The sequence below is a fragment of the Acidovorax sp. GW458-11-26-14-TSB4 genome (assembly GCF_059423865.1).
The window spans coordinates 12,573-31,526 of the sequence record NZ_JBWKYR010000002.1 but is presented as its reverse complement, the minus strand read 5'-3'; the positions used below and the strand labels follow the sequence as shown (position 1 = coordinate 31,526).

The 18,954-nt window shown below is 70.1% G+C and carries 18 protein-coding genes; 9 read left to right on the top strand and 9 right to left on the bottom strand.

Features of this window, described 5'->3' with window-relative positions; genetic code table 11:
• Positions 1-92 precede the first annotated feature (92 nt).
• Both AC07X5_RS06550 and AC07X5_RS06545 read left to right on the top strand, forming a co-directional pair.
• On the top strand, positions 93-1,901 hold the full coding sequence (locus AC07X5_RS06550) for a sensor histidine kinase (RefSeq protein WP_494769495.1): 1,809 nt from the start codon (positions 93-95) through the stop codon (positions 1,899-1,901).
• Positions 1,885-3,267 carry a sigma-54-dependent transcriptional regulator gene (locus AC07X5_RS06545; protein ID WP_494769494.1) on the top strand — a complete coding sequence of 461 codons (1,383 nt, stop codon included), beginning with the start codon at positions 1,885-1,887 and terminating at the stop codon, positions 3,265-3,267. Before AC07X5_RS06550 ends, AC07X5_RS06545 begins: the two co-directional genes overlap by 17 nt.
• Here AC07X5_RS06545 and AC07X5_RS06540 read toward each other — a convergent pair.
• On the bottom strand, positions 3,264-4,169 hold the full coding sequence (locus AC07X5_RS06540; RefSeq protein WP_494769493.1) for a LysR family transcriptional regulator: 906 nt from the start codon (positions 4,167-4,169) through the stop codon (positions 3,264-3,266). The two genes, AC07X5_RS06545 and AC07X5_RS06540, sit on opposite strands and share 4 nt — an antisense overlap.
• 108 nt (positions 4,170-4,277) lie before the next feature.
• On the opposite strand from AC07X5_RS06540, the gene AC07X5_RS06535 reads away from it, so the two are divergent.
• Positions 4,278-5,534 carry an SGNH/GDSL hydrolase family protein gene (locus tag AC07X5_RS06535; RefSeq protein WP_494769492.1) on the top strand — a complete coding sequence of 419 codons (1,257 nt, stop codon included), beginning with the start codon at positions 4,278-4,280 and terminating at the stop codon, positions 5,532-5,534.
• Between the two features lie 75 nt (positions 5,535-5,609).
• The gene (locus AC07X5_RS06530) at positions 5,610-5,831 is read left to right on the top strand and encodes a DUF7661 family protein (RefSeq protein ID WP_007861526.1); all 222 of its coding nucleotides are present in this window, start codon (positions 5,610-5,612) and stop codon (positions 5,829-5,831) included.
• 42 nt (positions 5,832-5,873) lie between these two features.
• Here the strand turns inward: AC07X5_RS06530 and AC07X5_RS06525 are convergent, their stop codons facing one another.
• On the bottom strand, positions 5,874-6,731 hold the full coding sequence (locus AC07X5_RS06525) for an NmrA family NAD(P)-binding protein (RefSeq protein WP_494769491.1): 858 nt from the start codon (positions 6,729-6,731) through the stop codon (positions 5,874-5,876).
• A 112-nt stretch (positions 6,732-6,843) separates the two neighbouring features.
• Here AC07X5_RS06525 and AC07X5_RS06520 point away from each other — a divergent pair, with 112 nt between their 5' ends.
• Positions 6,844-7,764: a LysR family transcriptional regulator gene (locus AC07X5_RS06520; protein ID WP_494769490.1), complete on the top strand. Its 921-nt coding sequence runs from the start codon at positions 6,844-6,846 to the stop codon at positions 7,762-7,764.
• Positions 7,765-7,775: 11 nt separating this feature from the next.
• Here AC07X5_RS06520 and AC07X5_RS06515 read toward each other — a convergent pair whose 3' ends face one another.
• Both AC07X5_RS06515 and ftsY read right to left on the bottom strand, forming a co-directional pair.
• Positions 7,776-9,644 carry a diguanylate cyclase domain-containing protein gene (locus AC07X5_RS06515; protein ID WP_494769489.1) on the bottom strand — a complete coding sequence of 623 codons (1,869 nt, stop codon included), beginning with the start codon at positions 9,642-9,644 and terminating at the stop codon, positions 7,776-7,778.
• A gap of 105 nt (positions 9,645-9,749) precedes the next feature.
• Positions 9,750-11,096 carry a signal recognition particle-docking protein FtsY gene (gene ftsY, locus AC07X5_RS06510; RefSeq protein WP_494769488.1) on the bottom strand — a complete coding sequence of 449 codons (1,347 nt, stop codon included), beginning with the start codon at positions 11,094-11,096 and terminating at the stop codon, positions 9,750-9,752.
• Between the two features lie 27 nt (positions 11,097-11,123).
• Between ftsY and AC07X5_RS06505 the strand changes: the two genes are divergently transcribed.
• The 4 genes from AC07X5_RS06505 to coaD all read left to right on the top strand — a co-directional run bounded on the left by AC07X5_RS06505 (position 11,124) and on the right by coaD (position 15,325).
• Complete coding sequence (locus tag AC07X5_RS06505; protein ID WP_494769487.1) at positions 11,124-12,596, top strand: M16 family metallopeptidase; 1,473 nt, start codon at positions 11,124-11,126, stop codon at positions 12,594-12,596.
• A 20-nt stretch (positions 12,597-12,616) separates the two neighbouring features.
• Positions 12,617-13,963 carry a M16 family metallopeptidase gene (locus AC07X5_RS06500; RefSeq protein WP_409956496.1) on the top strand — a complete coding sequence of 449 codons (1,347 nt, stop codon included), beginning with the start codon at positions 12,617-12,619 and terminating at the stop codon, positions 13,961-13,963.
• Positions 13,960-14,664, top strand: a complete 705-nt coding sequence (gene rsmD / locus AC07X5_RS06495) for a 16S rRNA (guanine(966)-N(2))-methyltransferase RsmD (RefSeq protein ID WP_409956498.1) — start codon at positions 13,960-13,962, stop codon at positions 14,662-14,664. Before AC07X5_RS06500 ends, rsmD begins: the two co-directional genes overlap by 4 nt.
• A 157-nt stretch (positions 14,665-14,821) precedes the next feature.
• Entirely contained in the window at positions 14,822-15,325 is a 504-nt protein-coding gene (coaD, locus tag AC07X5_RS06490) for a pantetheine-phosphate adenylyltransferase (RefSeq protein ID WP_409956500.1), read from the top strand.
• Between the two features lie 3 nt (positions 15,326-15,328).
• Here coaD and AC07X5_RS06485 read toward each other — a convergent pair whose 3' ends face one another.
• From AC07X5_RS06485 to AC07X5_RS06465, 5 genes are all read right to left on the bottom strand, one after another.
• The gene (locus AC07X5_RS06485; RefSeq protein ID WP_494769486.1) at positions 15,329-16,093 is read right to left on the bottom strand and encodes an alpha/beta fold hydrolase; all 765 of its coding nucleotides are present in this window, start codon (positions 16,091-16,093) and stop codon (positions 15,329-15,331) included.
• Between the two features lie 32 nt (positions 16,094-16,125).
• Complete coding sequence (locus tag AC07X5_RS06480; RefSeq protein WP_494769485.1) at positions 16,126-17,250, bottom strand: zinc-binding metallopeptidase family protein; 1,125 nt, start codon at positions 17,248-17,250, stop codon at positions 16,126-16,128.
• 248 nt (positions 17,251-17,498) lie between these two features.
• Positions 17,499-17,816, bottom strand: coding sequence for a BON domain-containing protein (locus AC07X5_RS06475; RefSeq protein WP_409956506.1), 318 nt, complete (start codon positions 17,814-17,816; stop codon positions 17,499-17,501).
• 121 nt (positions 17,817-17,937) lie between these two features.
• Entirely contained in the window at positions 17,938-18,498 is a 561-nt protein-coding gene (locus tag AC07X5_RS06470) for a ferritin-like domain-containing protein (RefSeq protein WP_494769484.1), read from the bottom strand.
• A gap of 50 nt (positions 18,499-18,548) precedes the next feature.
• A complete protein-coding gene (locus tag AC07X5_RS06465; RefSeq protein WP_494769483.1) occupies positions 18,549-18,941 on the bottom strand; it encodes a hypothetical protein in 393 nt (130 codons plus the stop codon).
• Positions 18,942-18,954 lie beyond the last annotated feature (13 nt).

Sequence of the window (18,954 nt, the reverse complement as noted above, 5' to 3'; positions counted from 1 at the left end):
TCATCAGCGGCCTGCATACTTCGTTTACAGTGCGCGCAGGCCTGGTTGTCAACGCTGGCGACAGGCCCACCCTCTCGCCACCCATCCCCTCCATGCTCATCCGCGCCGTCCTCGGCTTCTCGATCGTCGAAACCCTGGCCCTGGCCGGCATGCTGCTGTGGTGGGCCGACCGGGTGGCTGGCGCCCGGCTGCTGGCGGCCTTTCTGACCGGCATTGCCATCTGGATCACGGGCAACGAGCTTCCCAACTGGATCGGGCCGGCGCACCAGCCGCTGACCTTCGCGCTGCTGGCCTTTGCGCCCCTCACGTCGGCGTTCTTCTTCCACTTCTGCGTGGTGTTCTGCCGCGTGCCGCTGCCTCGCTGGGGCGTGGTGGCAGCCTATGTGCTGGGCGGCTCGGCGACGCTGGCGGCGCAGGTGCTGCTGCCGGCCGAGCTGGTGCACAAGCCGCATGTGGGCTACATCGCCGTCGCCAACACGGTGGGCTGGACGGCCAGCCTGGCCTGGATCCTCCTGGGCACCGGCGGGGTCGCCGTGCTGCTCACGGCGCTGGCGCGCGCGCGGCGCCCGGCCTTCAACCAGATCGCGGCGGTGACCGCGTCCTGCCTGTGGGGCCTGCTGTGCCTGGCCGGCTACGGCATCGTGATCCTGGACCTGCCGGTCTACCCCTACCCGCTGCTGGGGCTGCCGTTCTACCCGGTGATCCTGGTCTACGGCATCCTGCGCTATGGCGTCTTCGTCGCCAACGCCTGGGCGCGCCGGGCGCTCGCCTGGGCCCTGCTGCTGGCCGCTGGCGCGGCCATGGTGGCGCTGATCCCGCTGCTGCCCATCGAATCGCGCTGGGCCGGTGGCCTGGTGGTGGCGGCCAGTTGCATTGCGCTCAACGGCCCGGTGCGCCAGTTCGCCGAGCGCCTGGTGTACCCGGGCGGCGCCGTGTCGGCGGCCGACCTGCAGTCCTGGCGCCAGGCGCTGCAGGCGGCCGACAGCATGCACGCGTTGGAAAACGAGGCCAGCCGCCTGCTCAGCCGCCGCACGGGCACCGAGGTGCGGGTGCTGCTGGGCGAGGGCGCTGAACCGCCCCCCGGCGGCATGCCCTGCCTGCGGGGCACACGTTCTGGCCCCGGCTGGGCCATCACCCTGCACGGCTGGGAGGCCGCGCCCCCCGGGCCGCGGCGCGTGGCCGAGCTGTTCGGCACGGTGGTCGCCGATGCGGCCGAGCGCGTGGCCCAGGGCGAGCAGATCGCGGCGCGCGAGCGCGAGCGCCAGCTGCAGGCGCGCCTGGCCGAGCTGGGCTCGCTGGCCGCCACCGTGGCGCACGACATCCGCAACCCGCTGAACATCATCGCCATGGCCGTGGCCACCGCCCCGCCCGAGGTGCGCCGCGAGGTGGCCAGCCAGGTGGGGCGCATCGCCCACCTGAGCAACGACCTGCTCGACTACGCCAAGCCTTGGAAGCTGGTGCCCCAGCGCTACGACCTGGCGGCCCAGGTGCGCGTCAGCGCTGGCCGGCTGCCGCACTGCACGCTGGGGCCCGGGCTGCAGCAGCCCCTCATGATCAACGGCGACGCACGGCGTGTGGAGCAGGCACTGACCAACCTGCTGGAGAACGCGCGCGCTGCATCCGGCGCCGAGGCCCCGGTCCACGTGCACATCGACGCCGAGCAGCGTGCCGATGCCGTGCTGCTGCATGTCTGCGACGACGGCCAGGGCGTGCCTGAGGAAATCCGCCACCGGCTGTTCGAGCCCTTTGCCTCGCGCAGCCCGGGTGGCACTGGCCTGGGCCTGGCCATCGTGGCGCGCACCCTGGCTGCCCACGGGGGCTCGGTTGCGCTCACCGAACGGCCGCCCTGGACCACCTGTTTCACCCTGAGCTTTCCCCTGAACCATGCCAACCCCACCTGACGCTGCGGACCACGGCCGCATCCTGCTGGTCGATGACGAACCGGCCTTCCAGCGCCTGGGCGCCAATTTCCTGCGTGGGCTGGGCCATGAGGTGCTCGTCGCGGGCGATGCCGAACAGGCCCTGGCCGCGTTTGCCACGCAGCCGGCGCCCGACCTGGTGCTGCTGGACCTGGCCATGCCGCCCACCATGGACCCCGAGGCCGGGCTGGAGCTGGTGCCGCGCTTTGCACGGGTGCCGGTCATCGTCTGGTCCGGCCATGGCGACCACGAGCTGGCCTTGCGCGCCGCCGAACTCGGCGCCTGGGACTTCCTCACCAAGCCCATCGACCCGGACATGCTGCGCTTCGTCATCGCGCGGGCGCTGCGCAAGGCCCGGCTCGATGCCGAGCTGCGCAGCCTGCGCGCGGTGCAGGCGGGCGATGACATGGGTCTGGTCGGCCAGGCCCAGGCCACGGTGCAACTGCGCGCCATGGTGCGGCGCGTGGGGCCCACGCGGGTCAGCGTGCTGGTGCTGGGCCCCACCGGCAGCGGCAAGGAGCTGGTGGCGCGCGCCCTGCATGCCTGCAGCCCGCAGTCGGCCAACGCCTTTGTCGCCATCCACTGCGGCGCGCTGTCGGCCGAGCTGCTGGAGAGCGAGCTCTTCGGCCACCTCAAGGGCAGCTTCACCGGCGCCTACCGCGACCAGCCGGGCCTGGTCGAGGTGGCCCACGGCGGCACCCTGTTCCTCGACGAGGTGGGCGAAATGCCGCCGCCCATGCAGGTCAAGCTGCTGCGCTTTTTGCAGGAGGGCACCTTCGTGCCCGTGGGCGGGCGCAGCACTAAAAGGGCCGAGGTGCGCGTGGTGGCCGCCACGCACCGCGACCTGGAGGCCATGGTGCGCGAGGGCAGTTTCCGCGAAGACCTGTACTACCGCCTCAAGGGCGTGGTGCTGCGCACCCCGGCGCTCAGCGAGCGGCCGGCCGACGTGCCGCTGCTGGCCACGCGCTTCCTGCACCGCGTGGCGCCGCGCGCCGGCCTGTCGGGCGATGCCCTGGCCTGGCTGGCGGCGCGCGAATGGCCTGGCAATGTGCGCGAGCTCAAAGCCTTGATCGAGGCGGCAGGGGCGCTCTTGCTGCCAGACCAGCCCGAGGTCGATGCGCCACTGCTGCGGCTGGCCGCGGGGGAGGCGGACGGGGATCTGCCTGCCGAGCCCGCCGCCCCCTTGGAAGGCCTGGGGCCGCTCGACGCCGCGCTGGCAGAACTGGAGCGCCGGCTGGTGCGCGATGCCCTGCAGTCGGCCGGCGGCAACCAGTCGGAGGCTGCGCGGCGCCTGGGCATCTCGCGCGTGGGGCTCATCAAGAAACTGGCACGGCTCGGCCTGCGTTAAGGCGCAGATTTGGCCTTGCCCGGCAGCAGGGCCACGCGCTCGCTCAGAAAATCCACCAGCACGCGCACCCGTTGGGGCAGGTAGGGGCGGGCAGGGTACAGCAGGTGCGCCTTTTGGGTCGGGCCGGTGTACCGGGGCAGCACGCGCGCCAGCCGGCCCTCGGCCAGCAGCCCGGCCACCATCCAGGTGGGCTGCAGGGAGATGCCGGCACCGGCCAGCACGCTGTCGAGCAGGGCCACGGCATTGTTCACGCGGTAGCGGCTGTGCACCGGTACGTTGACGGGGCCGGCCGGGCCCTGCAGCAGCACGCCGTCGTCACCGGCGGCATAGCGCAGGTAGTCGTGTGCCAGCAGGTCCTCTGGCTGGCGCGGTTTGCCGCGTGCCGCCAGGTAGGCCGGCGCGGCCACCAGCACGCGCGGCCAGGTGCCCAGGTGGCGCGCGACCAGGTCCGGCGGCAGCGGGCCACCCAGGCGCAGTGAGACATCGATGCGTTCTTCCAGCGGATGGATGAAGCGGTCGTCCAGCACCAGCTCCAACGCGATGTCGGGGTAGGTGGCCAGGAACTCGCCGGCCCAGGCATTGAGCCGGCACTGGCCCAGGGCCACCGGTGCGCTCACGCGCAGCAGGCCGCGTGGCTGGGTGCTGCGCTGGCGCACATCGGCCACCGCCTCGCCATGGGCTTCGAGCATGCGCCGCGCGTGCTCGTGAAAGCGCTGGCCTTCCTCGGTCAGGCTCAGCCCGGTGGGGGAACGGCGCAACAGGCGCACGCCCAGCGACTGCTCCAGAGCGTCCACCAGCTTGCTCACGGTGGGCTGGGTGGTGTGCATGGCGCGCGCCGCGCCCGACAGGCTGCCCAGTTCCACGCTGTGAACCAGGGCCGCCAACGCGCGCAGGGTGTCCATGGGTATTCCATTTACGAATGAAGACCATGCCATTTTGCCGGCTGTTCATGGAATGTGGAATGAAAGACATTGGCCTCTTCTGTCTCCAATTCGCAAGGATCTGCCACCATGAACACCCCCTGGAGTCTCACCGCGCGCATGCGCCGCGCCGCGCTGGCATTGGCCGTGGCTGCCGCCGCGCTTCCCGCCGCTGCAGAACACTGGAGTCCGAGCTGGATGGCCGCCCCCCAGCCGCTGTGGGGCGGCGACTTCGTGCTGCCGCTGGGCCTGCCGTTCCAGTACCACCAGCAGACCATCCGCCAAGTGGCGCGCCTGAGCATCGGCGGCGCGAAATTGCGCGTGGTGCTCAGCAACGAGGGCAGTGCGGTGCCGCTGCACATCGGCGCGGCCCGCGTGGCGCGGCATGCGCAGGGCTCTGCCACCGTGCCGGGCACCGACCGCCCGCTGCTTTTTGGCGGCCAAGCTGCCACCACTGTGCCGCCTGGCGCGCGCTGGGTCAGTGACGCGGTGGACCTGCCCCTGCCGGCGCTGGCCGAGGTCGCCGTGTCGCTGTACCTGCCGCAGCCCAGCGCGCCAGCCGGCTTTCACTTCGATGCGCGGCAGACGTCCTATGTGGCCGATGGCGACCTCACGGCCGCCCACCAGCTGCCGGCAAATGCCACCGCGTGGAGCACCCGCGTCTATGTGAGCGGCCTGGTGGTGCAGACCCCCGCGCCGGCCGCGACCGTGGTCACGCTGGGCGATTCCATCACCGATGGCAATGGCGCCACACCCGGCGCCCACGCGCGCTGGCCCGATGTACTGGCCGAGCGCCTGGCCGGGCGGGGCGTGGCCGTGCTCAATGCTGGCATCTCCGGCGGCCGCCTGCTGCGCGACGGCATGGGCCGCGCAGGCCTCACGCGGGCCGCGCAGGACGTGTTCGCCCAGCCCGGCGTGCGCGCCCTCGTCGTGCTGCTGGGTACCAACGACATCGGCTGGCCCGGCGGCCCCTTTGCACCCCAAGAGCGCGCGCTGCGCGCCGAGGAACTGGTGCACGGCTACCGCCAGCTCATCGCCATGGCCCGCACCCACAATGTGCGCATCGTGGGCGGCACCATCCCGCCGTTCGGCGACGCGCTGGCCGGCACGCCGCTGGCGGGCCACTATTCGCCCGAGAAGGACGCCGTGCGCCAGGCCGTGAACCGCTGGATCCGCGAGGCCGGGGCCTTCGATGCGGTGGCCGACTTCGATGCGCTGCTGGGCGACCCGCACCGCCCCTCGCACCTGCGCGCCGAGATGGACTCCGGCGACCACTTGCACCCCGGGGATGCAGGCTACCGCGCCATGGCCGAGGCCATCGACTTGGAGGCGCTGCTGGGGCGCTGAGGTCCGCCCACCAGGAACCTGCTACAACCGGTGGACAGCTGCGCCCTGGCCGCAGCGTCTTTCTGGAGGAGCCCGATGTCCCAGCACCCCCGCTTCAACGTCTTTGGCCGCATCGTCGAAGTGCAGCGCCACGGCGCGCAGTGGCAGTCGTTCCTGATCGGTGCGGACGGCAAGCGCGCACCGGCGGGCTGGGTGGTGCCCGATTTCATCGAGGCGGACGAGCTGGCCCAGTACCTGGCCGACCTGTTCCACGAAAGCGCCATGCCGCACAACGGCGAGGTGCACCGGATCAGCTAGTGCTGCCTGACCCGCCGGGCGGTAGCGGGGCTGGTGGCTCGGTCATTGTGTCGCGGGCACCAAACGTCGCACCACCTCGGCCAGACCCGTGGGGCCCTGCCGCGGCAAACCCTCGAAGCACAGCCAGCCGGCATTGAACCCATCGAGCATCTGCATGCGGCGCTCGGGGTGGCGCATGCCCTGGGCCCGGAACGACGCCTCCCAGGCGTCGCGCGGCACGGCCTCGGTGCCTACCGGGTGGCCCAGCCGCTGGGCCAGCGCCTGGGCGATGTCGAGCGGCGATACCGCAGCGGGGCCTTCCAGTTCCACGATCCGCTGGCCAGTCCAGCGCTCGACCAGCAGCTCCGCAGCGGCCCGCCCGACGTCTTCGGTGGAGACCATGGGGATGCGCCGCTCCAGCGGCTGCAGGTAGCTGGGCACGAGGCCGTGCTCGCGGGCGGCGGCGATGTCCCATTGCAGGTTCTCCATGAACCAGGCCGGCCGCAGGTAGGTGATGGGCAGGGGCAGGTCGGCCAGAGCCTGCTCCAACAGGCCGAGCTGGTTCAGCAGGTTGGGCTCTGGCGCCTGGGCGCCCACGGTGGACAGCACCACCACCCGATCCGGCATGGCCTGCTCGAGCGCGCTGCGCACCGCCGCGATGACGGCGCGCGATTCGGGAAACTCGGGTGACGGATCGAACTGCGGCGGCAGCAGGATGAAGACACCCTCGCAACCGGTGAATGCCTGGGCCAGCGCCTGCGCATCGCCCATGTCGGCCAGGGCCATCTGGCAGCCCCGGGCTGTCCAGGCTGCGGCCTTGCCGGGGTCCCGTACGATGGCCCTGACGGGCTGGCCCTGCGCCAGCAGAGAGCGCGCCAGCGCGCCTCCGACCTGGCCTGTGATGGCGGTAATGGCAAACATGTTCCAACTCCTCGAGAATCAGCGGCCGATTGCCGCCGGGACGAATTCTGCGGACGATGGATCATTTCAGCGATAGCATGGATGGCATTTGACTCATGACTGGAAGGCATGCATGCCCGGCTTCGACGAACGCCTGCTCGCAGGCCTGGGGGTCTTCACTGCCATCGCGGACGCGGGTAGCTTTGCGGCAGCCGGTGAGCAACTGGACATGTCGCAGTCCGGTGTCAGCCGCGCCGTGGCCCGGCTCGAGCGGCGGCTGGGTGTGCGCCTGTTCGACCGCACCACGCGCGTGGTCAGCCTCACCGAAGAGGGGCGCCGCTTCCATGCCAGGGTGCTGCCCCTGCTCGCCGGGCTGGAGGACGCCGCCAACGACGCAGGGATGGGGCGCACGCTGGTGCGCGGCCGCCTGCGCGTTCAGCTCGACCCGTTCTTCTCGCGCATGGCGCTGGGGCCGCGGATCGGTGAGTTTCTGCGCCTGCACCCCGGGCTGACGCTGGACCTGGTCACGCGCGACCATTTGGGCGACATGGTGGCTGACGGCTTTGACCTGGCCGTGCGCTTTGGCCACCTTCCGGACTCCACCCTGGTGGCGCGCAAGCTGCTCGACACGCGCATCCTCACGGTGGCGGCACCGGCCTACCTGGCGCGCCATGGTCGGCCGGCTACGCCGCAGGCCATCGCGCAGGACGGGCATGCCTGCATCGATTTTCGCGATTCCGCCACCGGCAGGCCCTTCCCCTGGGAGTTCCACCGCAAGCGCAAGCGGCTGCAGGTGCCCACCGATGGCCGGCTGATCGTCAACGATGCAGGCACCTTGCTGAGCACTTGTCTGGCGGGCTACGGCATCGCGCAGATCATGGACTTCGGCACCCGCGCGCTGCTCGACGCGGGGCAACTGGTGGAGCTGTTTCCCGACTGGCCTGACGAGCGTTTTCCGCTGCACACCGTCCACCCCTCGCGCCACCAGGTGCCCGCCAAGGTGCAGGCGTTCCTGACGTTTGTGGTGGGGGTGGTGGAAGCCGGGGACCAGTGAGCGCGGTGCCCTCAGACGGCATCCGTCCGGTACACATACAGCCGGTTGCGCCCCATGGTCTTGGCCTGGTACATCGCGTTGTCGGCCTGGCGCAGCACCTCGTCCACCGTGAGGGTGTGGCCGGACACCAGGCTCACGCCGATGCTGGCCTCGCTGCGGTAGGGCTGGCCGCCGAGGTCATAGGGTGCGCGCAGGGCGGCCAGCATGGCCTCGCCCACGGCGCGGGCCTTGCCCGCGGCCTCGGGGGCGTCCTTGCCCAGGCTTTGCAGCAGCACGACGAACTCGTCCCCGCCCAGGCGGGCCACGGTGTCCTGCTCGCGCACGCAGGCGCGCAGCCGGGTGGCCACCTCGCGCAGCAGCAGGTCGCCCACGGCATGGCCGCGGCTGTCGTTCAAGGCCTTGAAATGGTCGAGGTCGATGAACAGGGTGGCGGCGATCTGGCCATTGCGGCTGCTGGCGGCCATGACCTGCTCGAGCCGGTCGGTCAGCAGGCGCCGGTTGGGCAACTGCGTCAGGGTGTCGTACAGGGCCAGGCGGCGCGCTTCTTCTTCGGCGGCCTTGCGCCGGGAGATGTCGATGTCGATGCAGAACATCTCGGGCTCCTGGCCCGGCACGTGCACGTAGGCGTGGCTTGAAAACACGTCCACCGGTGAACCATCCTTGCGTTTGAGGCGCAGTTCGCCGGCGGGAATGGGTTCGCCTGAGCTGAACATGTGCGTGACCTGGGTCGTCACGGCCTCGTGCATGGGCTCGGGGATGATCAGCTCGAGCAGGTTTCTGCCCAGGGCCTCCTGCTCGGTGTAGCCGTACAGCTCCTCCGAGGCCTTGTTCCAGTAGGTGGTGGTGCCATCGGCCCGGTAGCCCTGCACCGACACCGACGGGATGCCCAGCAGCAGCGAGCGAAAGCGCAGCTCCGATTCGTGCAGCGCCTGCTGCGCCTGCCAGCGCTCGGTGATGTCGCGTGCCAGGAAAAGCACGGCAGCCTGGCCGTCCACTTCGGCCCCCAGGGGCTGCGCCCGCCCTTCGAAGTAGCGGATGCCCGATGCGGTGTACACCGCATACTCGAGCTTGCGTGGCGTGCCCAGCGCCAGCGTGTCCTGCAGCAGCTGCACCACCCGCTGCGCCTCGCTGCAGGCCAGCACATCGTGCATGCGCCGTCCCACGCGCTGCGGCGCCCCAACGGCATGCACGCCTTCATGGTGCGAGAACATTTCCAGGCAGCGGCCATTCGCGTCGAGCACCACCAGGGCATCGGGGATGGCCTGGGTGATGGCCTGCAGGCGGGCGGCGCTGCCCGCCAGGGCGAAGTCGGTGGCCTGGCGCTGCTCCACGTCGCGCAGGAGCACGCCCAACAGTGCCGTGGCCACCGGAAAGATCATCAGGTAGGGAACCGCCACGTTCTCGTTGAAGCGCACCGCCACCTCGGCGGGCAGCCCCTGGAACAGCCCCACCACGGCCAGGTGCAGCAGCAGGCCGAAGGCCAGCAGCGGCCAGATGCCCACGCTCAGGCGCCAGCGCTGGCGCGCCTGCCGGTAGGCGAGGCCGGCAGCCACGCAGGTGATGATGCTCAGCACGCCGATGAAGGCCCCTGCGCCACCGAGCCACAGCCGCCAGCCGGCCGCCATGACCCCGGCCAGCAGCGCCACCGTGGTGCCGCCGAACAGGCCCGCCATGCCCAGCACCACCGAGCGCGCGTCGATGATGACGCCCGGGGCAATGCTCAGGGGCGAGAGCATGCCGACGATGCAGATGCCGCCGAACAGCAGCCCCGAGAACGCCTGGCCCACGCGCGGTTGCCTGCGCCACAGCCGCAGGTTGGCGCCATGCAGAAAGCACAGGGCCAGCAGCAAGGCCGCGCCTTTGACCAGTTCGACGAACAAGGAACCTCCCCGCAGTCCGTGAGCGAAGTTCCATCATGTGGCAATTGCTGCCGGTGGTAAATGCTATTTTGGCGGGTTTTCCGCCACCGGCCGGGGGGCAGCCTCTCAGGTCAGCAGCGCCTGGGCGAATTCACGGGCGTTGAAGGTTTCCAGGTCTTCGAGCTTTTCGCCCACGCCGATGAAATAGACAGGAATCGGGCGCTCCTGCGCGATGGCGGCCAGAACGCCGCCCTTGGCCGTGCCGTCGAGCTTGGTGACGATCAGGCCGGTGAGCTGCAGAGCGTCGTCGAAGGCGCGCACCTGGGCCAGGGCGTTCTGGCCGGTGTTGCCGTCGATCACCAGCAGCACCTCGTGCGGGGCCGTGGCGTCGGCCTTGGTCACCACGCGGCGGATCTTCTTGAGCTCTTCCATCAGGTGCAGCTGCGTGGGCAGGCGGCCGGCCGTATCGACCAGCACCACGTCCTTGCCGCGGGCCTTGCCTGCGGTCACGGCGTCGAAGCTCACGGCGGCGGGGTCGCCGCCCTCCTGGCTCACGATTTCCACGGTGTTGCGGTCGGCCCAGACGCCGAGCTGCTCGCGCGCGGCGGCGCGGAAGGTGTCGGCCGCCGCGAGCAGCACGGCCGCGCCTTCGCCCGAGAGGTGTTTGGTGAGCTTGCCGATGGAGGTGGTCTTGCCCGCTCCATTGACCCCCGCCACCATGATCACGGTGGGCGTGTACTGGCCGATGACCAGGGATTTCTCCAGCGGGCGCAGCAGGTCGGCCAGGGCATCGGCCAGCAGGCCCTTGACCTGGGCGGGGTCGGTGGCCTTGGCTTCCTTCACGCGGCGGCGCAGGTCGGTGAGCAGGTGCTCTGTGGCCTTCACCCCCGTGTCGGCCATGAGCAGGGCCTCCTCCAGCTCATCGTAGAGCGCATCGTCGATCTGGGTGCCGGTGAACACCGTGGCGATGCTGGTACCGGTCTTGCGCAGGCCGAGCTTGAGCCGGTCGAGCCAGCCTTTGCGTTCCACCGCCGCAGGGGCGGCGGGTGAAGGTGGTGCGGGGACCGGGATGGGGGCTGGCACCACCACGGGCGCTGGCGCTGACACCACCGGCGCAGGCGCGAGGGTGGGAAATGGTGCCGGGGGCACCCAGGCAGAAGGCGCTGCCGGGGTGGGCGCAGGCACGGGTGCCGGAGCTGGCGTGGAGGCGGGTGCGGGGGTGGGCACCGCCGGAGGGGGCGGTGCGATGGCCGGCGGTGGCGCCGGCGCAGGCTCGGCTGCCTTGGCGCCAAACGGGTTGCGCAGCCAGCCGAAGCCGGGGACGGCCGGGGCGGGCGCTGCAGCCGGGGGCTCGGGCACAGCCACCGGGGGGGCTGCCGCAGGCTCTGCGGGCACGGCGGGCGCAGTGCCGGCAGAGGGTTCATCGGCCGAGGTGGGCGAATTTGGGGGTTTTTTCTTGAAAAAACTGAACATTGCAGGGTTCTTAGAATCACCCATTCTATGAAACGTGCTTTCACCCTACTGGGCCTGATGGCCTGCCTCAGTGCCGGGGCCACCACCGCGGTGGTGCCTCCGGTGTCCGATTCACCCTCTGTGGCGGGCAAGACGGCAGCGCCGCCGGCCGCCGCCAAGCCGGGGGCCACGGCCTCCGGCGCGCAGCAGTTCACGCTGGCCAACGGCATGCAGCTCATCGTGCAGCCCGACCATCGCGCCCCCACGGCGGTGCACATGGTCTGGGTGCGCGTGGGCTCCATGGACGAGGTGGACGGCACCTCGGGCGTGGCCCACGTGCTCGAGCACATGATGTTCAAGGGCTCCAAGACCGTGCCACCGGGCGACTTCTCGCGCCGCGTGGCGGCCCTGGGCGGGCGCGAGAACGCCTTCACCAGCCGCGACTACACGGGTTACTACCAGCAGATCCCGGCCAACCGGCTCGAGGACGTGATGCGCCTCGAATCCGACCGCTTTGCCAACAACCAGTGGCCCGACGCAGAGTTCAAGAAGGAGCTCGAGGTCGTGAAGGAAGAGCGGCGCATGCGCACCGAGGACCAGCCGCGCGCCGTGCTGGCCGAGCAGCTGTTCGCGGCCATCTTCACCGCCTCGCCCTACCGCCGCCCCATCGTGGGCTGGATGAGCGACCTCGATGCCATGACGCCGGACGACGCGCGCGCCTTCTACCGCCAGTGGTACACGCCCACCAACGCCGCCGTGGTGGTGGCCGGTGACGTGGACGTGGCCAAGGTGCGCGCGCTGGCCGAAAAATACTACGGCAAGCTGCCCACGCATGCCCTGCCCGCGCGCAAGCCGCGTGTGGAGCCGCCGCAGCAAGGCCTGCGCCGCATTGCGGTGAAGGCGCCGGCCGAGCAGGGCTATGTGGCGCTGGCTTTCCGCGTACCGGCCCTGGAGCGGCTGCAGGACCTGCAGGAGTCCGACCGCGATGCCCTGGGCCTGCTCATGCTCTCGGCCGTGTTCAGCGGCTATGACGGCGCGCGCCTGGAGCGCGCCCTGAGCCAGGGCGAGAACCGCGTGGCCGACAGCGTGGGCGCCTCGGCCATGCTCACCGGGCGCGGACCGGCGCTGTTCATGTTCACGGGCATCCCGGCGGAAGGCAAGACCGCCCAGCAGGTGGAAGAGGGCCTGCGTGCCGAGGTGGCGCGCGTGGCGCGCGAGGGCGTGAGCCAGGCGGAGCTGGAGCGCGTGAAGACGCAGTGGATCGCCTCCAACGTCTACGAGCGCGACTCGGTCCACAGCCAGGCGCAGGAGCTGGGCAGCAATTGGGTGCAGGGCTTTCCGCTCGACGCGGAGCAGCGCCTGCTGGACCTGATGCGCACCGTCACTCCGGCCCAGGTGCAGGCTGTGGCCGCCAAGTATTTTGGCGACGACCAGCTCACCGTGGCCACGCTGCTGCCGCAGCCGCTGGACAGTGCACGCCGCCGCCCCGCATCGCCCGCCGCCGGTGCCGTCCTCCACTGAGCCAGCCAGGTGCCCATCCCATGATCCATTTCAAGAAACTTGCCTTCTCCACCCTGCTGGCTGCCTCTGGCACCCTGTTCTACAGTGCCTCGGCCTGGGCCCTGCTGCCCATCCAGCACTGGACGGAGCCCAATGGCGCCCGCGTGTGGTTGGTCGAAAGCCCGGTCATCCCCATGGTGGACGTGCAGATCGACTTCGACGCCGGCAGCCGCCGCGACCCGGCGGCGCAGGCCGGCCTGGCCAGCGCCACGGCCTCCATGGCCTCCAAGGGCGTGAAGGCCCAGGGCGCCGAGCCTGCGCTCGACGAGAACGCCCTGGGCGAGGCCTGGGCCGACCTGGGCGCCAGCTTCGAGGCCGGTGCCGACAACGACGCCATGCACTTCTCGCTGCGCTCGCTGACCGACCCGCCGCTGCTGGACAAGGCGGCACGCCTGGCGGCGCGCCAGATCGCCGAGCCGAGCTGGCCGGCCGATATCTGGGCACGCGACCGCGCGCGCTGGAGCGCGAGCATCAAGGAATCGGACACGCGCCCCGCCACCGTGGCGGAAAAAGCCTTTGGCGCCGCGGTCTACGGCAGCCACCCCTATGGCGTGCGCACCACGCAGGAGACGCTGGCTCGCATCAGCGTGGCCGACATGCAGGCCTTCCACACCCGCGCCATTGCGGCCTGCCGCGCCAAGGTCAGTATCGTCGGCGCGGTCACGCGGGCCCAGGCGCAGACCCTGGTGGCCACGCTGCTGGCACGCCTGCCCGCCGATGCGGCCTGCGCGCCCCTGCCTGCCGTGGGCGAGATCGCCGCGCTGACCGCGCCCGAGGAAAAGAACATCCCCTTCGCCTCGGCGCAGGCGCATGTGCTGATCGGCCAGCCCGGCTTTGCGCGCCGCGACCCCGACTTCATCGCGCTGCTGGTGGGCAACCACATCCTGGGCGGCGGCGGTTTCGTCTCGCGCCTGACCGAGGAGGTGCGCGAAAAGCGCGGCCTGAGCTACAGCGTCTACAGCTACTTTGCGGGCGGCCTGCATGCGGGTGCTTTCACCATCGGCCTGCAGACGCGGCCCGACCAGGCGGCCCAGGCCGTGAAGGTCTCGCGCGACGTGCTGGCCCGCTTCGTGGCCGAGGGCCCGACCGAAGCCGAACTGCGCGCCGCCAAGGACAACCTGATCGGCGGCTTCGCGCTGCGCATCGACAGCAACAAGAAGCTGCTGGGCAATGTGGCCAACATCGCCTGGAACGATCTGCCCCTGGACTACCTGGACCGCTGGACCGAGCGCGTCGATGCGCTCACGGTGGCCGACATCCGCGCCGCCATGCAGCGCAAGCTGCAGCCCGAGCGCATGGTGACCGTGGTGGTGGGGGGCAAGCCATGAGCCGCTCCACCCTGCGCGGTGGAGCCATCAACGCCGAGATCCGCAAGGCCCAGGCCGCGACCGCTGCACCTGCGCCCAAGCCCGGTGCCAAGGGCGCGGCCCCCAAGGACAAGGCGGCCGCAGCGGCGCCCAAGGGCGCCGGCGAGATCCGCATCATTGGCGGGCAGTGGAAGCGCACGCGCCTGCCCGTGGCCCAGCGCCCGGGCCTGCGGCCCACGCCCGACCGCGTGCGCGAGACCCTGTTCAACTGGCTCGGCCAGGACCTGGCAGGCTGGCGCTGCCTGGATGCCTTTGCCGGCACCGGCGCCCTGGGCCTGGAGGCGGCCTCGCGCGGTGCTGCGGCCGTGCAACTGGTGGAAAGCGATGCGGCGCTGGTGGCGCAGCTCAGTACCCTGCAGCAGCGCCTGGAGGCCAAGGCCGTGCGCGTGCAGCGCGGCGACGGCATCGCGGCGCTGCGCCAGGCCGCGCCGGCCAGCCTGGACCTGGTGCTGATCGACCCGCCGTTCGACGGCAACCTGTTCGAATCCGCCCTGCAGGCCGCGGCCAAGGCCGTCGCCGCCAGCGGCTATGTCTACCTCGAAGCGCCCGTCGCCTGGACCGACGAAAGCCTGGCCGCCAGCGGGCTCACGGTCTACCGCCACCTCAAGGCGGGCGCGGTGCATGCGCACCTGCTGCGGCCCGTGGCGCACCCGGCGGCCTGAGCTTCGTTCGCGCCGGTGCGCGCGAGCGCCAAGGTCGGGCAAAGCGCGGCACCGACGCTCCATGTTGCAGTGCACTGCATAATGCGCCCAAGCGGCCCGGCAGGCCCACAAGAGGCCGGGGCCAGTGCCCATTTCGCCGTACAGGAGACAACCCGCCATGGCCCAGAACGTGCTCGCCGTCTATCCCGGAACCTTCGACCCCATCACCCTGGGCCACGAAGACGTGGTGCGCAGGGCCACCCAGTTGTTCGAACGCGTGATCGTCGCCGTGGCCGCGGGCCACCACAAGAAGACCCTGTTCAGCCTGGAGGAGCGCATCGACATGGTGCGCGAGGCGGTCAAGGCCTACCCCCAGGTGCAGGTGGAGAGCTTCTCGGGCCTGCTGCGCGACTTCGTCGTCTCGCGCGGCGGCAAGGCCATGGTGCGCGGCCTGCGTGCCGTGACCGACTTCGACTACGAGTTCCAGCTCGCCGGCATGAACCGCAGCCTCATGCCCCAGGTGGAAACCGTGTTCCTGACCCCGAGCGACAGGTACCAGTTCATCAGCAGCACCTTCGTGCGCGAGATCGCGGTGCTGGGCGGCGAGGTGACCAAGTTCGTCTCGCCCTCGGTGGAGGAGCGGCTGGCCGTCAAGGTGCGCAGCCTGGCGCCACAACCCTGACGGTCAACCCATCCAGCCCCCGCGCTGCAGCCATTGGGTGAGCAGCGTGTTGACCACCTCGGGCCGCTCCATGGTGAGCATGTGGCCGCAATCGGCCACGACCTCGAATTCAGCGCCCGGGATCAGGCCCGCGATCTCCTCGGAACAGGCCAGCGGCGTGAGCTGGTCCGCTTCGCCGCAGACCACCAGCACCGGGCATTTCACCTCGGGAAGGTGCAGGCGGGCATCGGGCCGGGCGATGACGGCGCGGTTCTGCCGCACCAGTTGCTCGGCGCCCGCGCGCAGCACGAAGTCGAGATAGTCCTGTACCAGGTCGGCGCGTGCCGCGCTCGTGGGGTGGAAGGCGAAGGCCACGTTGGGCTCGATCACCTCGCGCACACGCCCCTGCTCGAACAGTGCGATGGCCGCTTCGCGCAGCGCCTGCATCTCGGGCGTTTCAGGGCGGGCCGTTGTGCCCAGCAGCGCCAGCCCGACGACGCGGCCCGGCGCCTGCCGCACCGCTTCAATGGCGATCATGCCGCCCATGGAGGCGCCGCACAGCAACAGAGGGCCGGGATACTGTTCCAGCAGCAGGGCCGCCATGGCCTGCACCGTCGTGGCCTCGGGCCGGGTGTGCACCCCGGTGATCTCCGGGCGCAGGACCGCAGGCAGCACAGCGCTCTGGAAGCGCCACATCGTCGCATCGCCTGCCAGGCCGGGGATGAGCAGCAGTTGCGGTGCAGGGCTGGGCGGTGGGTTGCGGGTCATGGCGTCTTGGGCGGCGGTCATCATCATCGTCGGCAGGGGCGCAGGCGGGCGGTTCATTCCACCGTGGTGGTGGCGAGGTGGGGTGCACCGCTGTCGGTGGCTGCCTGCGCGCTCTGCACGAGATCGTGCACGAAGCGCAGCTTGACCATGGCGCCCGAGGACAGGGCGAACGGATAGGCGTCGTCCTGCCCCAGGCTGCGGTTCAGACTGTTGAGCATCAGCGTCAATGGAACCCATTGGCGCACCATGTCCTGGAAATCCGGGTGCCTGGCTGCGAACGGGTCGCTCACGTGGTGGCGCATGGCCATGTGGGGGTCGGGCACGGTCACAGCCGTCTGGTAGCTGGCGGCTGTCTCCAGCAGGTCCACCATGTGCAGGTAGTGGGCCCAGGTCTCGGCCCAGTCTTCCCACGGGTGGGCGGCGGCATAGGCGCTGACGTGGTTCAAAAACCAGTCGTTGCCGCTGCCGCCCTTGGCATAGTGCGTGTCGAGCGCCGCCGCATAGTCCTGGCGTTCGTCGCCGAACAGTTCGCGGAACGCCAGCAGCCGGTCGCCATCTCGCACCAACTGGTCCCAGTAGAAATGGCCGGACTCGTGGCGCAGGTGGCCGATGAGGGTGCGGTAGGGCTCCCCGAGCGCGATGCGACGGCGTGCCCGCTCATCGTCATCGGCTTCGGCCACGTTGAGCGTGATGGTGCCGCCCTGGTGGCCGGTGAGGATGGCGGGGCCGCCCGGCAGGTCGGCCAGGAACTCGAACACCGGCCCGGCCCGGCCCGGTACGGGTTCCAGGCCGAGTCGCGCCAGGGTGTAGAACAGCTGGCGCTTGGCCGCTTCGATCTGCTTCCAGCGGCGCAGGTTGGCCGGGTCGGACAGGTCGGGCAGGATGCGCGTCTGACGGCACGAGACGCACAACTCCGCATAGTCACTCGAAGGCACTGCAAAGTTGCACGCGTCGTAGGCCGTGTGGTTGTGGCACATGCGGTACAGCTTGCCGCCATACTGCGACGTGCCACGTTCGCCCATGCGACGCCACAGATCCGGGCCATCCTGCGGCGCAGGCGTCAATGCTGCCATCGTGGGCTGGTCCGGCAGAAACGCCAGTGCGCTGCCGCAGTGCAGGCACTGCACGCTGTCGAAAAACACCAGATGACCGCAATGGTCGCAATTGAAAACCCGCATGTGCTGAGCTTAAACCGGATGCCGCTCAAAAGTGCGTGCAGGAGAGAGAAGGGCATGCAAATCGGGCTTGCACACATGCCGCAATGGCAAAACAGCAGGCCCTGCGAGAAGGCAGGGGCCTGCTGTTCGGCCGGATCTCAGCAACTGGCGCTACCGAGACCAGTACCCCCGCGCAAGGTCCGACCCGCCGCGCGGGGGGCGTCCCCCTCTTCAGGGGGATGACGCTAAGCGGCTCAGGGGGTTTCCGCTTAGGGACGGACTACGATGCTGTTGCGCACTTCGCGCACATGCTTGGTATTGCGCGCGATGTTCTCGGCCTGGTTCTTTTCGGAGGCCGACTTGGCGAAGCCCGACAGCTGGACCGTGCCGTTGAGCGTTTCCACACTGATCGAAGTGGCGGACACGGTCTTGTCCTCGGCCATCTTGGCCTTCACGGCCGTGGTGATGCCGGCGTCATCGACGTAGGAGCCGACGGTCTGTTGTTCGCGTGCGACCGAGCAGCCGGTGGCGGTGACGATGGTGATGCCGGCGATGGCGGCAAAAGCGAGGGCACGTGCGTATTTCATGATTTGTCTTTCGGGTTGGTTGTTTGCAAACGCGGGTGCTTTTTTCAAATTCAGCCTGTCGGTCTTTTGCACCCTCCATGACCGGCAGGCTGTGGGATGCTGGGGCAGCGGGCGGGTAGGCCTATTGCTCCAGCAGGTCTTTCAGTTCATCGGCATGCTCTTCCTCGTCGGCCAGGATGCCTTCGAGCATGCGGCGCGTCGTGGGGTCCTTGTCGCCGATCAGCGTGATCATCTGGCGGTAGGCTTCCACGGCAATGCGCTCGGCCACCAGATTGGCACGCACCATGGCCTTGAGGTCGGTCGAGGTGTCGTAGTCAGCATGGCTGCGCGCGCTCAGGCTGTCTGGTGCGAAATCGGGCTCGCCACCCAGTTGCACGATGCGCCGGGCGATCTGGTCGGCGTGGCCTGCTTCCTCGTTGGCATGGACCATGAATTCGCTGGCGATCGCCGGCGACGACAGGCCATGGGCGGTGAAATGGTGGCGCTTGTAGCGCAGCACGCACACCAGCTCGGTGGCCAGCGCGTCGTTGAGCAGGGCGATGATGTCGTCGCGGTGTTCCGCAAAGGCCGGGGTCACCGCTCCGTCATCGAGGTGGCTGGTGGCGGCGGCCTGCAGGGCATGGTCATCCAGCACCAGGGTGCGGTGGTGCTCGTCGTGCGCGGGGGCTCTTTTGTCGTTCATGGCTTTGCCTGTTGTTCGTAGGGAAGAATGCCGGGGAGGCCGAGGCGGGATCAGTAGCTGCCTCGGCGGCGCGATCCCAGCAGGATCAGGCTCGCGGTGAGCGCGCCCACGCCGGCGGCGATGAGGATGGACTTGCCTGGCTGCTCGGCCACGTACTTGGTAGTGGCATCGGCCAAGTCCTGCACCTGGCGGCGGGCACGGGCGCTGGCATCGGCGGCATAGTCGATGCTGCGGGTGGCCAGTTCCTGGGCGCGGGCGGCCAGGTCGTCGATGGCGGGATCGGCTTCGCGGCGCAGTGCGCGGACGGTGCTTTCTGCCTTGTCCAGCGAACCGTTGGCGACGCTGCGGGTGCTCTGCACCGCATCCTGGGCGCTTTGCAGCACGTCATCGGCGAGGGTGCGGGCCCCTGCGGCTACCTTGTTGGTGGCGGATTGGATGGTCATTGGGTCACTCCTT

Coding starts and splice junctions, on each gene's coding strand:
- AC07X5_RS06550 (WP_494769495.1), top strand. CDS start 93: ATGCTCATCCGCGCCGTCCTCGGCTTCTCGATCGTCGAAACCCTGGCC.
- AC07X5_RS06545 (WP_494769494.1), top strand. CDS start 1,885: ATGCCAACCCCACCTGACGCTGCGGACCACGGCCGCATCCTGCTGGTC.
- AC07X5_RS06540 (WP_494769493.1), bottom strand. CDS start 4,169: ATGGACACCCTGCGCGCGTTGGCGGCCCTGGTTCACAGCGTGGAACTG.
- AC07X5_RS06535 (WP_494769492.1), top strand. CDS start 4,278: ATGAACACCCCCTGGAGTCTCACCGCGCGCATGCGCCGCGCCGCGCTG.
- AC07X5_RS06530 (WP_007861526.1), top strand. CDS start 5,610: ATGTCCCAGCACCCCCGCTTCAACGTCTTTGGCCGCATCGTCGAAGTG.
- AC07X5_RS06525 (WP_494769491.1), bottom strand. CDS start 6,731: ATGTTTGCCATTACCGCCATCACAGGCCAGGTCGGAGGCGCGCTGGCG.
- AC07X5_RS06520 (WP_494769490.1), top strand. CDS start 6,844: ATGCCCGGCTTCGACGAACGCCTGCTCGCAGGCCTGGGGGTCTTCACT.
- ftsY (WP_494769488.1), bottom strand. CDS start 11,096: ATGTTCAGTTTTTTCAAGAAAAAACCCCCAAATTCGCCCACCTCGGCC.
- AC07X5_RS06505 (WP_494769487.1), top strand. CDS start 11,124: ATGAAACGTGCTTTCACCCTACTGGGCCTGATGGCCTGCCTCAGTGCC.
- AC07X5_RS06500 (WP_409956496.1), top strand. CDS start 12,617: ATGATCCATTTCAAGAAACTTGCCTTCTCCACCCTGCTGGCTGCCTCT.
- rsmD (WP_409956498.1), top strand. CDS start 13,960: ATGAGCCGCTCCACCCTGCGCGGTGGAGCCATCAACGCCGAGATCCGC.
- coaD (WP_409956500.1), top strand. CDS start 14,822: ATGGCCCAGAACGTGCTCGCCGTCTATCCCGGAACCTTCGACCCCATC.
- AC07X5_RS06485 (WP_494769486.1), bottom strand. CDS start 16,093: ATGACCGCCGCCCAAGACGCCATGACCCGCAACCCACCGCCCAGCCCT.
- AC07X5_RS06480 (WP_494769485.1), bottom strand. CDS start 17,250: ATGCGGGTTTTCAATTGCGACCATTGCGGTCATCTGGTGTTTTTCGAC.
- AC07X5_RS06475 (WP_409956506.1), bottom strand. CDS start 17,816: ATGAAATACGCACGTGCCCTCGCTTTTGCCGCCATCGCCGGCATCACC.
- AC07X5_RS06470 (WP_494769484.1), bottom strand. CDS start 18,498: ATGAACGACAAAAGAGCCCCCGCGCACGACGAGCACCACCGCACCCTG.
- AC07X5_RS06465 (WP_494769483.1), bottom strand. CDS start 18,941: ATGACCATCCAATCCGCCACCAACAAGGTAGCCGCAGGGGCCCGCACC.